Here is a 17,051-nt window from a genome sequence, read left to right as displayed (position 1 = left end):
CGGCCCTCCCGTGGCTAGCGGCGCGGGGCCGGCGGGGCCGTTCAGGAATCCGAACTTCTCCTGGTACTTCACCGGGCAGGTCCTGTCCAACACTGGCGTCTGGTTCCAGAACCTGGCCCTGCAGCTAGTGGTCCTGGGGGCGACCGGCAGCGCCCAGGCCCTGAGCGGCATCACCATCGCCCAGTTCCTGCCGATCTTCCTGCTCGGAATCCCCGCCGGGCGGCTGCTGGACCGGGTGGCCCCCCGCACTGTGCTGCTGGTGACGTCGCTGGCTTCCGCAGTTGTTACCGCCAGCCTGGTCTTTGTGGTGACCCGGGATCCGGACCTGTGGCTGCTCTACGGCATGGTGGGGGTGCTGGGTTCGGTCCAGGCCTTTGAACGGGTGGCCACTCAGACCATCATTTTCGAGCTGGTGGGCCCGGACGGGTTGTCCCGGGCTGCGTCTATCAGCACCATTTCACTGGCCGCTGCCCGGTCGGTGGGCCCGGCGTTGGCCGGACTCGCGTTCCAGGGACTCGGACCCAGCGCGTGCATCCTGATCAACGCCGCCGCCTACCTGCTGGTGTTCCTTTCGCGGCTGCGGATCCGTCCGGACGAACTCCACCGGCGTTCGTCCCAGGCCCAGCAACATCCGGATTTAAAAGGCATCAAGGCGGTGGGGGCAGCGGCGTCGGGAACGTTTCGGCGCAGCCGGGATGTGAACACCCTGCTGGTGGTCAACGTGGTGATTTCGCTCCTGGCCATGAACTTCGGGCTGGTGCTCACCTCAACCGTGAACCTCTCCTACGGTGGTGACGCCGGCGCGGTGGGCGCTGTCCACACCCTTAATGCCGTGGGTGCCGTGCTCGGAGGCATTCTGGCCGCGCGGAGGCCCCGGGTTTCGGTGCGGTCCATGATTACGGCAACAAGTGTGTTCGGAGCGACGTTGGCGCTGAATGCCGCGGCTCCCACGCTCCTGCTGTTCCTGGCAGCCGCTCCCGTCCTGGGCATTGCGGTGGGCTACTACCAGGGCATTGTGAACGCTGCCGCCCAGGATTCGGTGCGGCCGCAGTTCATTGGGCGAATGATGTCGCTGATGACGATGGGGAGTTACGGCATGGTGCCTTTTGGGGCGCTGCTGATGGGCTGGGTGATCGATGCCAGTTCCGGCCGGGTCGCTCTGGCCGTTTCTGCGGCAAGCGCGTTTGCCTGCCTGGTGGTGGTGTTGGTCCGAACGCGGCCCGCGTCGCAATAGGACGCTTGTCAGCTGCCGGGGGTGGCGCCGTCGGCTTCGCGGTTGAGGCCTTTCAGGCGGCTGGCCGCCAGCCGGGACGGCACGTGCCGCGGGCGGCTGGTGATCTGGCGGCGGGAGACTGCTTCTGCCTCGGCTTCGTCGTCGCCGAAGTAGCCACCTGCAAGGACCTCGGCAGCGTGGTCCAGGACGCCGACAATGGAGTTGCCGAGGTCCTCTCCGATGAGTCCGGTGAGGCGCTGTTCGTGGGCGCGGAGTTCCTGGGTGCAGGCCTGCACTACGTCCCAGCCGGATGCGGTGAGTTGGACGAGGCGGATGCGCCGGTTGGTCGGGTGGCTTCCGCGTTCCACGAGTCCGAGCTCGAGGAGTTCGTTTGCCACGAGGTGCGCGGCTTGGGAGCTGACGAAGGTTCTGCGTCCCAGCTGGGCGTTGGAGAGCGGCAGTCCCTCCCCCAGCACCTGGAGCACGAGGAACTGGGACAGCGTCACGCCGTGGGCCAAGGCCAGGTTCTCGGTGAACCGGTCGAGTGCCCTGCCGAGACGGTAGGCCGTGTAGTTCAGGCGATTTGTGGCCGGTTCGCCACGTTCGTCTCGTTCAAGCTCCATCCGCCGAGAATATCAAGTTATTTGCGATCTTCTGTGCCAGCCACTTCTCCAGGCAGGCTGCAGGGGAGCTTCGCGGAGATGCGGAGTCCGCCGTCGGACCGGTCCGTGATGGTGAGGGCTCGTCGTGGGCTGGACGATGCTCCGAACAATGGTCGGCCCCAGATCGACACCCGCCTAATCCGAGCGCACACGTTCAGTACCTAGCTGGACCGGCTCAGTGAGCATCGAGACCACTTCCGGAGCAAGCCGGTTTTCTCCGCAACCCGCCGTTGCTCCCTCGGCTACCGATGATGCACTCCCCCACATGCTTCCTTCTTCTCGCAGATTGTGAATAATCGCGTTGTGCAGGAGGTGCCCTGTGTAGTCAAAGAACCGCGAAGACTACCTCGCTGCTTGAGGCCATCCCATTCTTGACCCGCAAAGCCGAAGGGGTGCCGGACGAGGCACTCAGCGCTATCCGACTGGCGGAGGCTCGTAGCTTGCCATTTTCGCCATGGATTGTGGAGCTGCCCGGAAGCACTTGTGCTTCCCGCACACAGAAAGCTCAATTGGATTTACTGTGCGACAGGACGAACAAGTCCATTGCTTAGCAGGTGAGTCACGGATTCGTCGAAGTACATCGGACAGATTGAATGGATCGAGGTCGATGGCTCTTCCTACCGCAACTGCCCGGACCAGATCATCCGAATCCCCTAGCAGCGCTAAATGTTCTTTCTCAAGTAACCCATCAGCACCCAAGTCGCACCATGCCGCTCGGACCCCCCGAAGTACCGGATCTTCTGATCCGGCCCAGACCCCGGGCTCAGGACCTTCAAGCGAGCTCAAAGTATGAGCAGCCCACTCAAGATGGAAGGGACTCGATACGAGCTTGGGCAGGGCTTCGCGCAGCATCGGTGCGGCGATGTCACCTATTGGAGCCTCCCACAAGGCCTCCGCGACGAAAATAACGTGCGCCCTTCCCAAGGTGAGCATCTCCCGCAAGACTGCCACCGCTTCTGCCTGATCAACTACAGCACCCCAGTTCGGGCTACGATGTGGGTCCGCTAGTTCAAAAAGAGAATAGTAACCGCCTAGGCCCGCGCGGATTTGCATCTGCTCGAGCATCAGATTCGCTTGTGAAGCAACGACCTTGGGGTCGAAGCTATAAAGAACTAACGTCAGCGCAATAACTTTATGCAAATCGACTCTTTCGTCGAAAAGATACGCGCTACTGCCATCGTTCAGCTTCATAATTTCAAGAAATTCGCCGATTTCAGTCATTCTTGTGCGCTGCACATAAGTGAGCATAGACTGCTCATTACTTGCGAGGATTTGCAATATCTTCTTTTCGTCTGCCATTTCTAAAACCCGACGAAAATTTCTTGGAATCATGACGCCCAACAGTCCTTCTCGAGATAACTCATCGACTGGATGGCCAGCATCTTCCAAAATGCGCCGCATAGTGGCTGCTATTCCGCGCGGCCCAGTTTTCGCTAGTTGGAGGGCCTGCATCGCGGCCTCCGGAACCTTGCCTACGAGAACCTTAGCTGCCTCTTCTTGCAGTTTATCCAAGGGCCGTTTCGCCAGCCAAGCAACCGCATCAAAACTTCCCCTTGAGGGTCGATCGTCTAATGAGACCGGAGGGTTTCGCATCGAAAGCAGCTTCAGTAATACGTCGGGATTTTGGCATAGGGTTTCTTGGTCGTCGAAGCGAAGAGCAAGTTCAGCCAGGATTAGGGTTTGGCTCGTCTCATCGTACGAGTCCACCCGCTGCTCAATATCAGTCCTTAACTCCGCTACTAGTGGCATTCTTCGCAACTGAATCCACGCACCCCACCCCAGAACTCCGCCTTCCTCCATCAGTTCCATCAACCGCGCACAAATCGACTGGACATGTAGTTCCGATAGACGCGCTCCTTGTCTCTGCGCCTGCACGGCGGCCGCCAAGATTTCTAGTCGAGGGCTTCCGCTTGCTAGCTCGCCCAGCGCTACCGCCGCACGTTCATCAAGGCAGGTCGCCAGAACAACGGATTCTACTTGTCCGTTCTGGATCCGTTCATCCATCCAGGAAACAATTTCAGAATCCTTGAGATTTATCGCACTCAGGGCGTCACCGATTTCTGTAAACAGGATAATTCTAGACTCTACCGTCTCGGTATTTCCCCGAATTATGAAAAACCCGCACTCATCGAAAAACCTTATCATTTCCACTGCCGCGACTTCGGAGTGCCCAGAACTGAAATTCCAGTGAGATCCGATGTCCATTGACAATTCGCGAACTAGAACATTTTTTGGAGTGCTCCCTTCCGAACGCATAAGAGCGAAGGCAATCACAGCGAATGACCGAAACGCTAAAACCCGTAGTTCAGGATTTGTGAACCTTCCAAGTTCGTTATCGAGAAAGCGTCCAGCTTCGAACGTTGTGACAACTTGTTTAGCAATATCGGCGAGCACATGTGCACGCGTGGAGGGGAGGACTTCCAGATCCTTCGTCGCTGCCAAGATCGTCAAAAGCACTGGAACTAATGGTGTCTCTTTCAGTGTTGGATCATTTCTGAGTGCGTCCATGACCCATAGCCGACGCGTCTCAACCCAGTCGGATACTTCTTCTTCAGCCAGTCCATCCTGCTTTTGAGAATACGCACTTAAAACGGCTTCAACAGTGTGCTCAATATGCGCCGGAGGCTTTAGCATAAGCTCACTCCAGCCTAATGTAGACGCTGATGCATACGCCACATCCCGCGTTGAAAGAATGGCATCCACATTCTCGTGCACGGAGGCAATAAAACTGTCTATTTGCATAATGATTGCGTCACGTTGCGAATAAGTCTCATCAAGTGCATCCATAATCACTGCTACTCCGCCAACCGACAGAAGATGGTCCAGATGACCCTTAACAGTTTCCCGGTCTTCCGCCGCGTCATCTTTGACAGCCAGGTCCAGAAGACGGTCCCTGAAGCTCAAACCAGCGGAGTGCAATGCCAAATCACGCAACGAGATTCTGATAGGTATTGGAGCCCCCGGCAGGGTGTACAGCTGCGCCGCGAGCGTCCGTAGTGCGATCGATTTGCCTCCCCCGGGGAGACCGGTCAAGACGACTCTGCCGCGCCGTAGGAACGCCCACAGGAGTTCGGTTCCGCCGCCCCGCTCATCCGCAGCACCCACGACACGGACATCCGCTTCCGCAACCTCGAGAGCCACTGGCTGCAGGCTTGCGCCGAGCCCCCTGAGGTCCATGGAGAGCCCCTCTCGCATGAGTCTCTCTCTGTACCGTTCCATCGCTTGGCTGGTGCGTTCGAGTTCAGCCGCGGTAGTAGACCCTGTAGTTCGAATCTGCACGCCCGAGCTGCGCAACTCACGGAGCCAACTGTCGAGACCATTACCAGAGCGTATGCGTGCGAGACGCCCCGCAGCGTGTAGCAGCTCCATCCATGCCGCCCTAGCCTCGTTGTAACTCCCCCCAGCTACGACGAGCCTCAACCCATTTATGGCATTCACTGCATCAGAAAAACTGGGTTCCTCCACAGCTAGCTCACAGATGACTGCGCATTTGAGGACCATCACACGCTGATTCGGATCCAGCCCATTAAGTTTGCCGTTTAGATAATCCAACGCGTCACGCTCTGCTTGGTTTGGCGGGCCAGGCTGGTCTGTTTTTTCGCGCAATAGTACGGCTTGGAGATTCTTCATAGGAGCAGAAAGACTTCCTGCTACTATGACGAGACGGTCCTTTTCTGGATCTAAATTCTGTGCCACAGCGCTCCTCCATTGAGCGACTGCAGCTTCAAAGACTGAGCCTTTTCTCAGTGTTCTTTTAGCCTGTATATACGAAACATACCCCCCCTCATACGAGACGCGAATGTCGTCTAACGCATCTTCTGTTTCTAGGGCCACGGAATTGATTTGCCGCCCTCGCACACCGAAAACATCTGTCAGAGTGTCAGTTAGTCCGCAAGTTGCCGCGTAGGCTGCTACGCCCCTGCGGTATTCAGTCCCGGCATCAGAGGACGCCCCGCCTATTGCGCCATGTCCCGCACCTGCGCTTGCTGCTCCGTCTTGCATGATTGGTCCCCCTCGACTGTTTTCCCTGACCCGACATCGATCCCCGTGTGCAGCATTATTGCTCGTATGTATAGCCACGGAGTACTTCCTCGTCCGCTCGGCCACACCGAAATACCCTGTTCCACCTTGCGTTTGTTGCCGAACCTATATCTGACGACGAGTCATGTTGCATCGGCTCCCTCCGACACGGAGTCCTCCACCGGTCGTTCACTTTGCGAGTTCCTCAGACCGCTCTACCCAAGAATCTCTTCCGCTCCCCCACTCAGCTAAAATCGAGGAGGCCCGTTTTACCCCTTCGTTCCGGGCGGAAAGCGCAGCATGTCCTTCACAGAAAACGCCGTAGCCCGCTGGGCGGAGCTGCAGCGGCTACAGGCCTCGCCCGGCTGGAAACTCACCAACGCAAACCCCTGGGTCCTGGCCCTGTTCCGCGAGGCCTTCACCCGCACCCGCCCGCGCATCCCCCTGGACGAATTCCACAGCCTCACCGACTCCTTCCTGCACCAGCTCAGGCTCAACGGACAGAGCCTGCGCGAGGACTGGACCGGCAAGAACTACGCCGATGAGTGGGTGGCCCGCCGGTTCCTGGCGCGCCCCCGTGCCGACGGCCGCTTCGTCTACGAACTCACCGAACCCGCCGTCCGGTTCCTCTCCTACCTGGACGGTTTCACCGGCGACACGACCAGCCTGAACTCCTCGCGCCTGAACACGCTGCTCTCCAGCGTGGAAACCCTGGCGCACGAATCTAACCCGGACCCCGAAGCGCGCATCGCCGTCCTCGAAGAAGAGATCGCCCGCCGCGAAGACCTCATCCGGTCCCTCCGCGCCGGCGACGCTCCCCCGCCCCTGGACGACGACACCGCCGTCGAAGCCGCCCGCGACATCCTGGATCTCGCCGCCGCCCTGCCCGCCGACTTCAAGCGCATGCGGGACGGCCTTGAGAAAATGCTGCACACCCTCCGCCAGGAAATGGTCGAATCACAGGCTTCCAAGGGCCTGACCATGGGCGAAATCCTCGAAGCGGACAAGCGCCTGCGCAGCACCAGCGAAGGCCGCACCTATGAAGGCTTCACCGCCTTCCTGAACGACGCCGACCAGCAGGGACGCTTCCGGCACGCCATCGCGCAGGTTTTGGAACGCGACTTCGCCGACGCCATGACGCCCGGCGACCGGCAGGCCCTGTACCGGATGATCAGCGACATGCGCGAACAGGCCGCCGAAATCCAGCGTATCTACGGCCGGCTCTCCGAATCCCTGCACACCTACGTGCAGAGCGACGAGTACCGGGAATCGGTCCAGCTGCGCAAACTCATCCGCGCCGCCGAAACCGCCATCCACAAGGCACCCCGCGGCCGCCGCCGCGCCGCCGTCGTGCCCGCACCGCGGCTCTACGCGTCCGCCTTCGAATCGCTCAGCATGGTCCGCAGCTACGACCCCGCCGAGCACGCCGCACCGCGGAAGCTGCCCGCACCGCCGTCGTTCACCGAAGCGGACATCCACCGCGCCGCCCGCACCCCCAAGGCCGACCGCCGCGTCCTGCGCGACGCAATCAGCCGGGCCGGCAGCCGCCGCGGCCGCGCCACCGTCGCGGAGATCTTCGCGGAACTGCCCGCCGAACACCGCCACCTCAACAGCATCCGCGCGCTCCTCGCCTCCGCCGCTCCAACCGAGGGCACCGGAACAACGACGGCGGCGCCCGCCAGCGAGTCCATTCCCTTCCTCCAGATCGACGGCAGTTCCCGCACCGCGGTGCTGCCCGTCCTCACCGTCGCCGAAAGCCAGTCATGACCGAAAACCCCACAGCCGAGACCGAAGCATACGAAAACGAGGATTACCCGTTTGCCGAAGGCATCGAGCCCGCCCGCGACGTCCTGATCGACGGCCCGGAACTGTTCCCCGGCGACACCGGCACCCTGCCGCTGAAGCTGCGCCAGGCCCTGATCCGGCTGCTGCGCGGCCCGTACCTGGACGCCAACTCCTCCGACAACGTCTACAACACCGTGGTGGATAACCAGGAGCAGCTGCGCGTGCGGCTGAGCGAACTGTTCCTGGAACTGGTCGTGGACGAGGACCACAAGGTTGCCCTGCTGCGCCCGGTGGAAATGGCCGAACCGCACACCACCGCCCTGCAGCGCCAGCGCGAAATGACCCGCGAGGAAACCCTGCTGCTGCTGCGCATGCGCCTGGTCCTGGACCGCCACTCGGGCACCGGCAACGAAGCCACCATCGCCCGGCAGGACATTCTCGACGTGCTCGAGCAGTACGTGGACCCGCAGGCACACGACGCCAAGGGTGTGGAAGACCTGGCCGACGCCGCGATCCGCAAGCTCGTCACCGAACGCCGCCTGCTGCTGCCCACCGAGCTGGACGACGTCTGGGTCATCTCCAACGCGCTGCCGCTGGCCCTGCCGTACGAGCACATCGGCGACATCATCACCTTCATGAACTCGCTGACCGAGGCCCCGGCGGAGCCGGACACGGCTAACGAAGCACCCGCCGAGAACGCGGTCACTGAAACAGAGCACGACGGCGAGGAGCCGGCATGAGCATCGAAACCACCCTTCCCATGGGGGACCTGATCAACCCCGGCCAGAACCGGCTCTCACGGATCCAGATCGTGAACTGGGGAACCTTCGACGGCGCGCACACCATCCACGTGGACCGCGCCGGTACACTGCTCACCGGCGACTCCGGCGTCGGCAAATCCACCATTTTCGACGCCATGCTGCAGGTCATGGACGCCCGGCCCAAGATGAACGAGGCCGCGCAGAACAACGGCGGCACCGCCGCCGAGGAAAAGCGCACCGCGTTCTCCTACATGCGCGGCCGGCTCGGTACCCAGGGCATGGAAGCCGGCGATGGCACCGCCTACCAGCGCCCCGGCGCCACCTGGTCCGCCGTCTGCCTCACCTTCGACAACGGTCTGGGCCAGATCACCAGCCTCTCCGTGCTGATGGACCTGCCCGCCACGGGCACCGAGCACCACGTCGGCCGGTTCTACGCCGTGCACAACCGTCCCCTGGACATTCCCTCCCTCGAAACCGGCATGCGCGGCCGGTTCACCAAGGGTGCCCTCGAATCCCTGCTGCCGGGCGCGCAGATCTTCGATTCGCACAAACTCTTCGCCGAGCGGTACCGCACCGCCCTGGGTGTGGAGGACGAGAAGGCCTTCGGCCTGCTGCGCATCCTGCAGACCGGCAAGGGCCTGGGCGGAACGGTCAACGACTTCTTCCGCACCAACGTCCTGGACACCCCCAAGACCCTCACCGCCGCCGACGAGGCGGTGGAGGACTTCAGCCACCTGCGCAGCATCCGCCGCCAGCTCGAACGCGCCCGCCAGCAGCGCGATCACCTGGCCAACGTCCCGGACCAGCACCGCCTGTTCCTCACCACCAAGGCCGAACTGGACCGGGTCCGCGCCCTGAGCACCGACGGCCTGCCTGCCTACCGCCGCCGTCTGGGGCTGGCCAGCCACGAGCGCGACGTCGAGCGGCTCACCTCCGCCACCGGCACCGGCCGCGAAGCGCTGAAGGCCGCCGAATCCCAGCGCACCAAGCTGAAGAAGCAGGTCAGCGCGCTCACCGCCCGGTACACGCAGGAGGGCGGCGGCGCGATCGCCACCCTGGAACGCGAAGTCGCCGCCGCCCAGGCGCAGCTGGTTTCCCGTGAAACCATCGAGAACGCGTTCCGCGCCGACCTGCGTGCCGCCGGCATCGACACGGACCTCTCCCCCGCCGGGCTGGTCACCGCCCGCAGCCGCGCCAACGAGCTGATCAAGTCCCTGAACGCCGACGTCGACGCCGCCCGCGAGCGCAGCTCCGACGCGCACGGCGAAGCCTGGGCCCTGAAGGGCTCGATCGCGAAGCTGGAAACCGAAATCGCGTCCTTCCGCCGCCGGCGCAGCAACATCCGCCCGGAAAGCCTGGAACAGCGCGCCCGGATCTGCGAAGCCACCGGCATCGACGAAGCCGAGATGCCCTTCGCCGGCGAACTGATCGACGTCCCCGCCGAACACACCGAGTGGCGGGCCGCCGCCGAACGCGTGCTCCGCCCGCTCTCCACCGCCCTGCTGGTCCCCGGCGAGCACATGGCCGCCGTCACCCGCTACCTCAGCGAAACCAACCTCCGCGGCTTCCTGCGCTGCATCGACACGTCCATCCCCGTGGACGGCCCGGCCGAACCGGGTCCGCGCGACCTGATCACCAAGCTCAGCACCTACGACTCCGCCATGGGCGACTGGGTAGCCCGGAAGATCACCGCGCACTACGACTTCGAGTGCGTCGAGAACCCGGACGAGCTCGCCCGGGTCTCCCGCGGCGTCAGCCTGGGCGGTGCCGTGAAGCGCAACTCCTCCACCACGGAGAAGGACGACCGGCACACCAAGGCTTCGGACAACGTGCTGGGCTTTGATAACAAGGACAAGATCGCTGCCCTCGCCGGTGAGCTGCTGGCCCTGCGCGCGAGCTTCGAAGAGGCCGACGTCGTCTCCCGCAAGCACGCCGCCGAGCAGGATGACCTGATCCGCCGACTCGCCGCCGTCCGCAAGGTCGCCGCTGATACCCGCGAGTTCGAGGAGATCACCGCCGGGGAGCAGCGCGCCGCCGTCGCCGACGCCGTCGAGCGCCTGGAATCCGCGCGTGACGCCAACGCGGACCTGGAGCAGATCCGCTTCGAGCTGGACACCGCGGAGCTGGACCTGACCGCCGCCACCGAGAAGATCGGCGTGCTCAAGGGCGACCTGGCCCGGCTCGAGGCCGAGCTGACCGCCGCCACCGAACGCCGGGACGCCCTGGCCGGCCGCGGCCCGGATGCCCTGGCGGAGGACCTGCGCGCCCAGCTCGATGAGCTGTTCGCCCCCTTTGGTGAGATCACCGACGTCGTGCACCTGAACGACGCCGCCGGGCAGGTGGAGCGGAACCTGCTCACCGACGCCGCGCGGCTGGATAAGACCCTGCTGGAAACCCGCACCCGGCTGGAGCGCAGCTTCGAGACGTACAGCGAGAAGTGGGGCTCGGACTTCGGCACGGGCGTGGACTCGGCCGAGGAGTACGTGCACCGGTACGAGGACATCGTCACCGAGGGCCTGCCGCAGCACGAGTCGGAGTTCCGCGAATACTTCAACAACCGCACCTACGAGCGTTTCAGCGACCTGCTGCAGCTGCTCGACGAGGAACGCCGCAGCATCTCCTCCCGCCTGCTGCCGCTGAACTCGGTGCTGCGCCGGGTGCCGTACCACGTGGACAGCCACCTGGAGATCGAGGTCAAGACCACCGTCCCGGACGACGCGCACAAGTTCCGCATGGAGCTGAAGAACGCGCTGCCGATGATGGGCGTGCGGCAGGACAAGGCGGACATGGACGCCCGGTACGCCGCGCTCGAGGGTCTGGTGGAGAAGCTGAAGGACCCGCAGGAGCGGCGCTGGCGGGCCGAGGTCCTGGACGTCCGCGCCCATGTGACCATCACCTGCACCAACAAGCTCGCGAACGGGCAGTCGTTCACCAACCTGCAGGCCTCGCTGATGTCCGGCGGCGAGGGCCAGCGCTTCACCGCGTTCATCATGGCCTCGGCGCTGGCGTACCAGCTGGGCATTGTTTCCCAGGGTTTCAGCACCTACGGCACGGTGATGATGGATGAGGCGTTTGTGAAGTCCTCCCTGTCCTTCGCTGAGGCGTCCATCAACGCGCTGCACGAGTTCGGCTTCCAGCTGCTGCTCGCGGCCCCGGAGGACAAGGTGGATCTCTCCCGCTTCCTGGGCTCGGTCACCGAGATCCTGCGCGACGACGCCGCCAACCGGTCCGGCACGCTGGAGCGGGTTCCGGTGGGGTCTGGGTCGGGCGGTTCGCGGGCTGTGGACATTCTGCTGCGGTAGCGGAGGGCGGGCCAGGTACTAGTGCCGGGCCCGCCGCTGCCCATCGACCAGTCGGCTCGCGACGGCGGCAAGCCCCACCCACCTTGGCTGTGTCCGCTGCAAAGTACCTCTCGACAAGGACTTTACGGTCCGTAAACTGCTTGCGTGACTGATTCGGCCAACACGACATACTCCGCAGCTTCGCTTCATGCAGCCGATCAGGCCCTGTCCCGGTGAGCCATCCCCGTCATGAGCTGAACGCGCTGATCCACTCCCCCGTGAGGTTTTCCATCATGGGCTACCTCGGCTCAGTTGATGAGTGCGAGTTCTCCATCCTGCGGGACGCCGTCGATCTCTCAGATTCCAGCCTCTCCCAAAACCTCACCCGGCTCGCCGACGCGGGATTCATCACCATCGAAAAGCGCCAATACGGGCGGCAGATGAGAACGTGGATCGCCAGCACGGAGGCCGGCAACCAGGCACTCCGGAACAACCTTTTGATCCTCCAGGACATTGCTGGCAACGGTCTGGATCAAGAGTAGAAATTCCCCCAACCTCCCGGGTCGCTGACTCCTCCCAGCCGGCAGGACCATACTGGGAGGATGGGCAAGCTTCTTGAATCCTGGCGCCGGCAGCTCGTCGGCACGTTCAGCAACAACTCGGAGACCATTCCGGAATGGGAGCTGGAGCTCGCCAACGGCACCGACCCCGGCTACTACGGACCGGAATCCGCCGTGTGGGCGGTCCACGGATCCATGACCACGATCATCGCCGGCATCCGCGCCCTGCTCCTGCAGGCACTGCACCCGGGCGCAATGGCCGGCGTGCGCGACTTCTCCAACTACAAGGAAGACCCGCTGGGCCGCCTGGCGGGCACCATCCGCTGGATCTTCACCGTCACCTACGGGGATACGACGGCGGCACGCAGTGCCTCGGACTGGGTGCTGCGGCTGCATGAACGGGTGCAGGGAACCTACGAAGACGCCTCCGGAACGCTGCGGCCCTACTCGGCGAACGATCCCGAGCTCGCCCGCTGGGTCCATCTGGCTTTCACCGACGCGTTCCTCACCTCGCACATCGAGTTCGGCGGGCCGATCCCGGGCGGACCGGACCAGTATGTGGCCGAATGGGCCACCGCCGGTGAACTGATGCGGATCGAGAACCCGCCCCGGGACCTGGCCGGGCTGCGGAAGCAGATGGCCGCGTTCGACCCCGAGCTGCGCTCCAGCCCCACGGTCGAAGAAGTTGTGGGCTTCATCCGCCGCCCGCCCCTGCCAAAGAACCAGCTCATCGGTTACCGGGTCCTCTTCGCCGGCGCCGTCGCCTCCCTGGAACCACGGCACCGCGAATTGCTTGGGCTGAAGGAACCCCGACTGGGTCCGTTCAAGCTGCCGGTGCACGGCCCGGTGAAACTGGTGCTGCGGGTGATCCGGTTCGGTCTCGGGAACATGGGACCCTCCGAACGCTCCGCCCGCGAGCGCATCGCCCGGCTGACAGCCGAGCAGCAGCAGCGCCAACAGGGCAACCAGCAGTCGAAGCCGCAGCAGAACACGTAGCTTCAGCCACACACCCGCCTGATCGAAATCACACAGAAGCAGGCTTCCGATCCCCCGGCGTCCGGTGGAAAAATTGAAGATATATCCGCCATACAGCCTTCCCTTCGTCGAAAGGAACTATGCGCAGGACTGTCCCTTCCCTGGTTATCGCTTCAGTACTCGCCCTTGGCGGTGTCGCCTCCTGCGCGGCACCTGAATCGGCACACGAAACGACCGCCACGGCATCGGCAGCCCCCTCAATCTCCGCGGAGCAGCTGGACATCGTGGTACCGGCTGATGCCCGGGCGATCACCAACCCGGCCGACCCCCAGGCCACCCTGGTTCTCTTCACCGACTACGAGTGCCCCTACTGCGCCAAGATGGACCCGCTGATCCAGCAGGCCAAGGAGGACTACGGGGACCAGGTCCGCATCCTCATCCGGAACTACCCGCTGGCCAAGCACGTGAATGCCGAGGCGGCCGCCCAGGCCGTGGAAGCGGCCGCGGAACAGGGCGCTCTGGAAGAGATGGCGGCAACCGTCTTCGAGCACCAGGCGGACTGGGCCGCCGAGATCGACCCGGATGACACCTTCGCCCAGTACGCCCAGGACCTCGGCCTGGCCGTGGAGAAGTTCCGCGCCGACTACTCCTCTGAGGCCATCAAGAACCGCGTGGCCAAGGACCTGCAGGACGCCAAGGCACTCCAGCTCAAGGGCACCCCCACGCTGATCCTCGACGGCCAGGTGCTCCAGCTGGAATCGGTGGACTACGCCGAGCTGCAGGAGCCGCTGGATAACGCGCTGGCGAACTAAGCGGCCTACACCCGCCCGAACGCCACCACGCAGTTCTGCCCGCCGAACCCGAACGCGTTCGTGACCGCGTACCGCACGTCCTGCTCGCGGGCCGTGTTCGGCACATAATCCAGGTCGCACTCCGGGTCCGGGGTGGCGTAGTTGATGGTCGGCGGGATTACACCCTCCACGATCGACATCGCGCACAGCAGCGACGCCAGGGTTCCGGCCGCGCCGATCAGGTGCCCGGTCATCGACTTCGGCGCGGTCACCGCCAGCGCCCCGGCATGCTCCCCGAACACGGTGTGCAGCGCCGCGGTTTCCGTGCGGTCGTTGGCCTTGGTTGAGGTCCCATGCGCGCAGACCAGCTCCACGTCCGACGGGTCCAGCCGCGACTGCTCCAGGGTCCGGGAAATCGCACGGGCGGCGTACTTGCCGCTGGGTTCCGGAGCCACGATGTGGAACGCGTCCGAGGTCATCGCCCCGCCCAGCACCTCGGCGTAGACCCGGGCACCGCGCGAGCGGGCGTGCGTGAGCGTCTCCAGGGTGCACACCACCGCGCCCTCACCGAAGACGAACCCGTCCCGGTCGGCGTCGAACGGCCGGCTGGCCTCCTGCGGCACATCATTACTGCGCGAGAGCCCGCGCATCGCCGTCAGGCCCGCGAACATCACCGAGGTGATGGCGGCGTCTGTTCCGCCCGCAATAACGACGTCGGCGTCCCCCGCCAGCAGCAGCCGCCGCGCCTCGAGCAGTGCGTGCGTTCCGCTGGCACAGGCGAGCGCACTCGCATTGACGGGTCCGTGCACCGCCAGGTCGATCGCCACCTCGCAGGCCGGCATGTTGGTCAGCGACGAGGCCACGAAACTCGGACTGATCGGCCGGATCCCGCTCTGTTCAAACAATGTGGTGGCGTCCTGGATCTCCGGATAACCGGACACGGCACTGTTAATGACGACGGCGGCGTCCACCTCTTCCAGCGTGGCGCCCAGTCCGGCGTCGGTCACCGCTTCCCGGGCAGCCGCGACGGCCAGCTGCGAGGCCCGGGAAGACCGGTTGATCCGTTTGACCGGCAGCCACGCCGCGGGATCGAAGCCCTTCACCTCCCCGGCGATCCGGGTGGGAAAGTCCGAGGCATCGAAGGCCGTAATCCGGTCGATCCCGCTTTTGCCCTGCTTCAGCGCCTCCCAGGTCAGCGGCCAGGATCCGCCCAGCGGCGTCTGCGCGCCCATGCCGGTAATCACCACGCGTTCGGAGCTCATCCCAGGACCGCCTTCACTCGGCTGCCGCCGTCCGCTCAGTTCCCAGGATGGGCCCCGCGCCGGGCGCGGTGAAGTTCCCGGCCGCCAGGTCCTGCACCGCGGTCTCCGCCAGCTTGAAGTGCATTTTCTTGCCGGTCGCCGTCACCGGAACCTCGCCGACAAACCGGTAGGCCCTCGGACGTTTGAAGTCCGCCAGGCCGGGATGCGCCAGGCAGAACGCCTCCAGTTCGGCTGCTGCAGCGACGGCGTCGTCAGCGTCTCCAACAGCCCCAGCGTCCCCGCTGCGGATCACGTATGCCACCACCCGCTGCCCCCACTGGTCATCCGGCACGCCGACCACTACGGCATCCAGTACCGCAGGATGCTCGGCCAGGACGCCCTCCACCTGCACCGGGTGGATGTTCTCCCCGCCGGAAATGATCATGTCGTCCTTGCGGCCCAGGATGGTGACGAACCCGTCCTCATCCCAGGTCGCCATGTCCCCCGGATAGAGCCAGCCGTCGTGGAACTTCTCCTCCTCCACAGCTGGAAGGTTGACGTAGCTGTACCCGGCCTTCGGGGAGCGCATGATCATCTCGCCTGCCTCGGTACCGTCCTGTGCCGCCAGCTCGTCCGGCCGGCCGCGCCGGTCCGGGAAGACCTTCACGACGGCGACGTCGTCATCCGTACACGAACGCCCCGCGGTGCCGGCCCGCTCCGGCAGATCCTCCGGCCGCAGGAACGTGTTCCAGAAAGCTTCCGTGGTGCCGTAGCCGTTGAAGATCCGCGGGGTCAGCAGCTCCTGGTACCGCAGGGCCGCGGCGCGGTCCAGCGGCGCGCCCATGGTCACAATGCCCTTGAGCGTGGAGATGTCCCGCGGCAGCCGCTCCTGCTCCGCTGCGATCATCTCCAGCGTGGTGGGCGCGCCGATCAGGAACGTCAGCCCGTACTCCCCCACCCAGTCCAGCACTGTGGCGGGATTGAAGCTGCGCAGCGGCACCACTCCGGCACCGATGTAAAAGGCCGGCGTGGGCCCGCCCGAATGCAGCCCGCCGCGGTGGAACCAGGGGGTCATGTTCAGGGTCCGGTCAGTGGGGGACAGCGGGAAATGCATAATGACGTCGTGCGCGCTCATTAGCTCCGCGATCGACGGCAGCGCCACACCCTTAGGCATGCCCGTAGTGCCGGAGGTGTAAAGCCGGGTGGTCTCTTCAAAAGTGGAGAAATCCGCAGGCAGTTCCGGCGGCATCCCGGTGGCCTGTTCCAGGGCAGCGGCGAACTCCCCCCAGCCGGCCGGGAAGCCGCCATCGGGCTCCCCCACCGCCAGCACCGCCGGACGGGCCTCCGCCAGCTCCAATGCCGGCACAGCGGCAGCCGCGCACTCGGCGTCGACAATAAACACCGTGGGCTGACTGTCGCGGAGGATATGCGCGGTTTCGCCCGGCGCCAGCCGGTAGTTCACCGGCACGCTGATCGCCCCGAGTTCCTGGGTCGCCAGATACAGCAGCGCGAATTCGACGCCGTTGAACAGCTGGTACATCACCCGGTCCCCGCGGCCCACGCCGCGTTCGGCCAGCGCGGCGGCGCAGCGCCGCACGTCGGCGCCCAGCTCCGCGTAGGTCCACTGCCGGCCGCTGGGAGGGTCGATCAGGGCGATGGCGTTCCGGTACCGCGTCACGTTGCGCCGGAAGCCCGCCCCGTAGGTCACCTGATGCTCGAAATACTGCTTGTACCGCCCGGCGTCGTACGGCATTGGGGTCCT

The 17,051-nt window shown here is 64.4% G+C and carries 11 protein-coding genes; 7 read left to right on the top strand and 4 right to left on the bottom strand.

All coding sequences use genetic code 11. The annotated features are described in order from the left end of the window. Positions 1–10: 10 nt before the first annotated feature. Entirely contained in the window at positions 11–1,234 is a 1,224-nt protein-coding gene (locus ArtHe_RS16190) for an MFS transporter (RefSeq protein ID WP_248317865.1), read from the top strand. An 8-nt stretch (positions 1,235–1,242) separates the two neighbouring features. On the opposite strand, the gene ArtHe_RS16185 is transcribed toward ArtHe_RS16190, so the two are convergent. Together ArtHe_RS16185 and ArtHe_RS16180 are read right to left on the bottom strand one after the other, a co-directional pair. Further along, positions 1,243–1,836 (bottom strand): MarR family transcriptional regulator, encoded by a 594-nt coding sequence (locus ArtHe_RS16185; protein WP_248317864.1) that lies wholly within the window; start codon positions 1,834–1,836, stop codon positions 1,243–1,245. 453 nt (positions 1,837–2,289) lie between these two features. Then, positions 2,290–5,571: a hypothetical protein gene (locus ArtHe_RS16180; protein WP_248317862.1), complete on the bottom strand. Its 3,282-nt coding sequence runs from the start codon at positions 5,569–5,571 to the stop codon at positions 2,290–2,292. 624 nt (positions 5,572–6,195) lie between these two features. Between ArtHe_RS16180 and ArtHe_RS16175 the strand changes: the two genes are divergently transcribed. The 6 genes from ArtHe_RS16175 (at position 6,196) to ArtHe_RS16150 (ending at position 14,069) form a co-directional block, all read left to right on the top strand. Continuing rightward, entirely contained in the window at positions 6,196–7,662 is a 1,467-nt protein-coding gene (locus tag ArtHe_RS16175) for a DUF3375 domain-containing protein (protein WP_248317861.1), read from the top strand. Further along, complete coding sequence (locus ArtHe_RS16170) at positions 7,659–8,420, top strand: DUF4194 domain-containing protein (protein WP_248317860.1); 762 nt, start codon at positions 7,659–7,661, stop codon at positions 8,418–8,420. Before ArtHe_RS16175 ends, ArtHe_RS16170 begins: the two co-directional genes overlap by 4 nt. After that, entirely contained in the window at positions 8,417–11,743 is a 3,327-nt protein-coding gene (locus ArtHe_RS16165) for an ATP-binding protein (RefSeq protein WP_248317858.1), read from the top strand. Before ArtHe_RS16170 ends, ArtHe_RS16165 begins: the two co-directional genes overlap by 4 nt. Before the next feature lie 212 nt (positions 11,744–11,955). Further along, the gene (locus ArtHe_RS16160) at positions 11,956–12,264 is read left to right on the top strand and encodes a transcriptional regulator (RefSeq protein WP_248317857.1); all 309 of its coding nucleotides are present in this window, start codon (positions 11,956–11,958) and stop codon (positions 12,262–12,264) included. Positions 12,265–12,324: 60 nt separating this feature from the next. Beyond that, a complete protein-coding gene (locus ArtHe_RS16155; protein ID WP_248317856.1) occupies positions 12,325–13,278 on the top strand; it encodes an oxygenase MpaB family protein in 954 nt (317 codons plus the stop codon). A 119-nt stretch (positions 13,279–13,397) separates the two neighbouring features. Beyond that, a complete protein-coding gene (locus tag ArtHe_RS16150; protein ID WP_248317855.1) occupies positions 13,398–14,069 on the top strand; it encodes a thioredoxin domain-containing protein in 672 nt (223 codons plus the stop codon). A gap of 5 nt (positions 14,070–14,074) precedes the next feature. Here ArtHe_RS16150 and ArtHe_RS16145 read toward each other — a convergent pair whose 3' ends face one another. Then, on the bottom strand, positions 14,075–15,310 hold the full coding sequence (locus ArtHe_RS16145; protein WP_248317854.1) for a beta-ketoacyl-ACP synthase II: 1,236 nt from the start codon (positions 15,308–15,310) through the stop codon (positions 14,075–14,077). 13 nt (positions 15,311–15,323) lie between these two features. Continuing rightward, positions 15,324–17,042: an AMP-binding protein gene (locus ArtHe_RS16140; RefSeq protein ID WP_248317853.1), complete on the bottom strand. Its 1,719-nt coding sequence runs from the start codon at positions 17,040–17,042 to the stop codon at positions 15,324–15,326. Positions 17,043–17,051: the final 9 nt, after the last annotated feature.

The organism is Arthrobacter sp. Helios (assembly GCF_023167125.1).
In the GTDB taxonomy this organism is placed as follows: domain Bacteria; phylum Actinomycetota; class Actinomycetes; order Actinomycetales; family Micrococcaceae; genus Arthrobacter_B; species Arthrobacter_B luteolus.
This window is presented reverse-complemented; position numbering and strand designations above follow the sequence as displayed.